General features: G+C 45.0%; 6 protein-coding genes. 1 reads left to right on the plus strand and 5 read right to left on the minus strand.

Annotated features, from left to right (window positions below):
* Window positions 1-319: 319 nt before the first annotated feature.
* From ACYQ2L_RS17010 to ACYQ2L_RS17025, 4 genes are all read right to left on the minus strand, one after another.
* The gene (locus ACYQ2L_RS17010; protein ID WP_460058292.1) at window positions 320-451 is read right to left on the minus strand and encodes a hypothetical protein; all 132 of its coding nucleotides are present in this window, start codon (window positions 449-451) and stop codon (window positions 320-322) included.
* A gap of 98 nt (window positions 452-549) precedes the next feature.
* Window positions 550-813, minus strand: coding sequence for a Txe/YoeB family addiction module toxin (locus tag ACYQ2L_RS17015; RefSeq protein ID WP_487247729.1), 264 nt, complete (start codon window positions 811-813; stop codon window positions 550-552).
* Window positions 803-1,066 (minus strand): type II toxin-antitoxin system RelB/DinJ family antitoxin, encoded by a 264-nt coding sequence (locus ACYQ2L_RS17020; RefSeq protein ID WP_460058296.1) that lies wholly within the window; start codon window positions 1,064-1,066, stop codon window positions 803-805. The genes ACYQ2L_RS17015 and ACYQ2L_RS17020 overlap by 11 nt, the downstream gene beginning before the upstream one ends.
* Before the next feature lie 256 nt (window positions 1,067-1,322).
* Window positions 1,323-2,129, minus strand: a complete 807-nt coding sequence (locus tag ACYQ2L_RS17025; protein ID WP_460058302.1) for an Rpn family recombination-promoting nuclease/putative transposase — start codon at window positions 2,127-2,129, stop codon at window positions 1,323-1,325.
* Window positions 2,130-2,310: 181 nt separating this feature from the next.
* Here ACYQ2L_RS17025 and ACYQ2L_RS17030 point away from each other — a divergent pair, with 181 nt between their 5' ends.
* Window positions 2,311-2,607 (plus strand): energy transducer TonB, encoded by a 297-nt coding sequence (locus ACYQ2L_RS17030; RefSeq protein ID WP_460058298.1) that lies wholly within the window; start codon window positions 2,311-2,313, stop codon window positions 2,605-2,607.
* A gap of 31 nt (window positions 2,608-2,638) precedes the next feature.
* Here ACYQ2L_RS17030 and hepT read toward each other — a convergent pair whose 3' ends face one another.
* Window positions 2,639-3,049: a type VII toxin-antitoxin system HepT family RNase toxin gene (gene hepT, locus ACYQ2L_RS17035; RefSeq protein ID WP_460058300.1), complete on the minus strand. Its 411-nt coding sequence runs from the start codon at window positions 3,047-3,049 to the stop codon at window positions 2,639-2,641.
* Window positions 3,050-3,183: the final 134 nt, after the last annotated feature.

Below are 3,183 nucleotides of genomic sequence, written 5' to 3' on the forward strand. Positions count from 1 at the left end.
TATCGATTGTGGCAGCTGGATCAACAGCCGATCCATATAACTATATAGCCTGAACCTGCGGAACATGTTGAGTAATGATACCTGTTACGGAACGAACATCAAGCTGAATCATACAAAAAGTATCCGTTGATCAGAATGCAAAGTCATGGGCAGGTTCATAGATGTCGGAGAACAGGAAATCAGAGAAATATTCACATAGCCAATAATTATGGCCCTACAAAATCAAGAACAAACTGCGAAAAGCTCGGTGTGATCCGTCAGGCATAATCACCGTTGCCTATTGTGTAATTGGTGACAGAATTTGCTGTCATGCCTCCTTCTATGCTGATCCAGAAATGTCGAGACCTTTATCCCGCATCTTTCTGGCAGCTTCACGGGCTTTCTTCTGCATTCCCTTTTTCATACCCTGCTTTATACCACGTGTTTCTGCATCATGCAGACGTGTACCCACATCCTTCGGCTATTTCTCTCGAGCCTCGGCCATATCCATGAGGGCGTCATTGGCGGTAAAGTCCTGTTGGAACTGGGATTTGTGAGTGTGATTTTATATTAGTTGCCGTAATGGCTACGGCACTGGGCTATTTCCATCTGTCCTGATTTTATACGATACACCAGCCGGTTTGCTTCATCAATCCTTCGGCTCCAGAAGCCTGCCAGGTTTCCGGATAAAGCCTCCGGTTTGCCTATGCCAGCGTTGCCGTTGCGATCAATATCCTGAATCAACATGTTTATTCGCTTCAATGTTTTTTTGTCTTGGGTTTGCCAATAAAGGTAGTCTTCCCATGCTTCATCGGACCAGATTTTATTCATCATCAAGCTCTATGGGATTTCGTATTTTGCCTTTACCAGCTTCAAGTTGAGCAATAGACTTCATGAGCCGGGCTTGATTTGTCTCTTGGTAAAATGGGTCAGAAGCAATTTCAAAAGGTATTTTCCCTTGGCGGACAACCGTTTTGGTGAAGATCGTGAAGGCAGTTGTCATATTCAACCCCATATCATCAAATAGCATTTCTGCTTGCTTTTTCAGATTCTCGTCCATACGTATGGTAATGCTTTTTGTAGCCATAATAATCACCTCTCTATATTACAATGTACTGCTAATAATGTACGTTGTCTATACAGAAGAGAATTGTGCATTGTTTATACGTCTCTATTCTCATCACCAGCAGGACTTCCTGAGCCCTGGATAGTACGATTATGGGGTTCATTTCCAGTTTTGCTGTGCACAAAATACAGCGTGGTCACGGTTTGCAAAAACCGTACTGTGAGCTACACATTATTCGAGATTGTCGTAATTTTGTACTACTTTCTATGATAATCTGCTATTCCTCTGCTTCATTGCCCAAATCCCGGATTTCCTGCTCGGACAGGCCGGTGATCCTTGAAATCAAAGCAATGTCGAGACCTTCATCCCGCATCTTTCTGGCAGCTTCACGGGCTTTCTTCAGCATACCCTTTTGCATACCCTGCTTTATACCACGTGTTTCTGCATCATGCAGACGTGTACCCACATCCTTCTGCCATTTCTCTCGAGCTTCGGCCATGTCCATGAGGGCGTCATTGGCGGTAAAGTCCTGATAGACTTGGTGAGCCCTCCCTATTGCAGGATTATCCTTTAACAGTACTGTCATTAGTTCCTCCTCAAGGTTACCTTCGTTTTCAAAGTAATAGCACCATGCATCCAAACTGTCCTTTACATCACTGGCATGTTCCCGATGATTCTTGGGCACCTCAATAAAATGGATCTGCAGGTGCTCGGTCAGTACGAACTCCGGCGCATCCTGCTCGGTAATCTGAAAAAAACTATGGTAGCCGGGTAGTTGCGGAAAGATCTCGAAATTCAGCAGGTTGATGCAGATTGTCGGTGTCAGCTCAGTAAAGAATTTACCCGATTTGAGTTGATCCGAGTAGTTCTTGGCCCAGTAGTAGAGGCTGCGGTGAGCGAAGCTGGCATTAGAATCGACCTGGACTTCCACGTTAATCCATCGTCCTGTCTTGTCTTTCGCTTTGACGTCGAGAATACTTTCCTTGTCACCCTGTACCGCTGCCAGGTTAAAGGGATTGCGGATTTCAAGATCAACCACAATCTCGTGACCTTTCTGCACAAAGACCGCATTAATAAAATCAATAGATACCGGACAAAGATATCTGCCATTGGGTTTAACGGACGGTCTTTAGTGCTCATGTGTATAGTGTACTCCTGTTCATCCGGGGAATCAATATGCACCATGTAACCTGTGAGTCTCCGCACTCCGCATTTTGCTTTCGAACTCCGGGTTATGAGGATGATCCGTGATGTAGACTCCTGAAGTGATTTTTTCTGTACTGGATGTGGATGATGTGCCTGCAATTATATATGCACCGACTCTCGTGTATCCTCGCGATGCTCGCCGTCGAAATCTGGAAGGTGCAGTAGTCCTTGAGGTGGATATCGGAGCAGATGGAAGGCTCATAAATATTCGTGTTGTAACAGCCAGCGCCAGCATTTTTGAGGACAGTGCCCTGGAACACATCCGTAATGCCCGCTTCTCACCCGGACGCGTCGCAGGAAGAGCAATTCCGGTGCGAATGCTCATGCAAAATGTAATTTTGCAAAAAGCTCAGTAGGTTGGATTCAATTATTCAATTTATTCTTGCCTTATCGAATTGTCGATAAGATTTTCTCAGTGAATTCCAGCAGGTCATTACTGCTTGTGGTGATGACCGATGATACGATGTCAATTTCTATGTCCTGGTACTCATGGACCGCAAGATTACGAAAGCCGATCATTTTTTTCAGTCCAGTTGCGAGTTCTCTGGAAATGATTGTCTGCTTTGCCAGAAGGTCAAAACTGTGACTTGCAGATTTTGGCAAGCCGAGTTTCCTTTGTCGCACAAGGTGATTGGCAAGGTCAATTGTCTGCTCACATGCTCTGGTGATATTCAATATTGCAGCATCCTGACGCGTATAATCACTTGAGAAAGTATCGCCTGCAGCGATATATTCCTGTCTTGCACGTTGAATACAGCGCTGAATACTTTCTACTTTGGATAGAATTACTTCACTCATATCTGAACCACCCGCCCTGAGGACAGTACATCTTCAATTATCCCTGCCCGTTGCTGGTTTAACTCCTGATAGTAAGACAAAGTGAGCATCTCGAAGGTATCTGCTGCAAACTGATCCCTGGTGTATATCCGTGC

Source organism: Spirochaeta dissipatitropha (genome assembly GCF_054657935.1).

What these genes read in the sequence shown, in the direction of transcription:
- ACYQ2L_RS17015 (WP_487247729.1), bottom strand. Translation starts at nt 813, where the DNA reads ATGATGAATAAAATCTGGTCCGATGAAGCATGGGAAGACTACCTTTAT.
- ACYQ2L_RS17020 (WP_460058296.1), bottom strand. Translation starts at nt 1,066, where the DNA reads ATGGCTACAAAAAGCATTACCATACGTATGGACGAGAATCTGAAAAAG.
- hepT (WP_460058300.1), bottom strand. Translation starts at nt 3,049, where the DNA reads ATGAGTGAAGTAATTCTATCCAAAGTAGAAAGTATTCAGCGCTGTATT.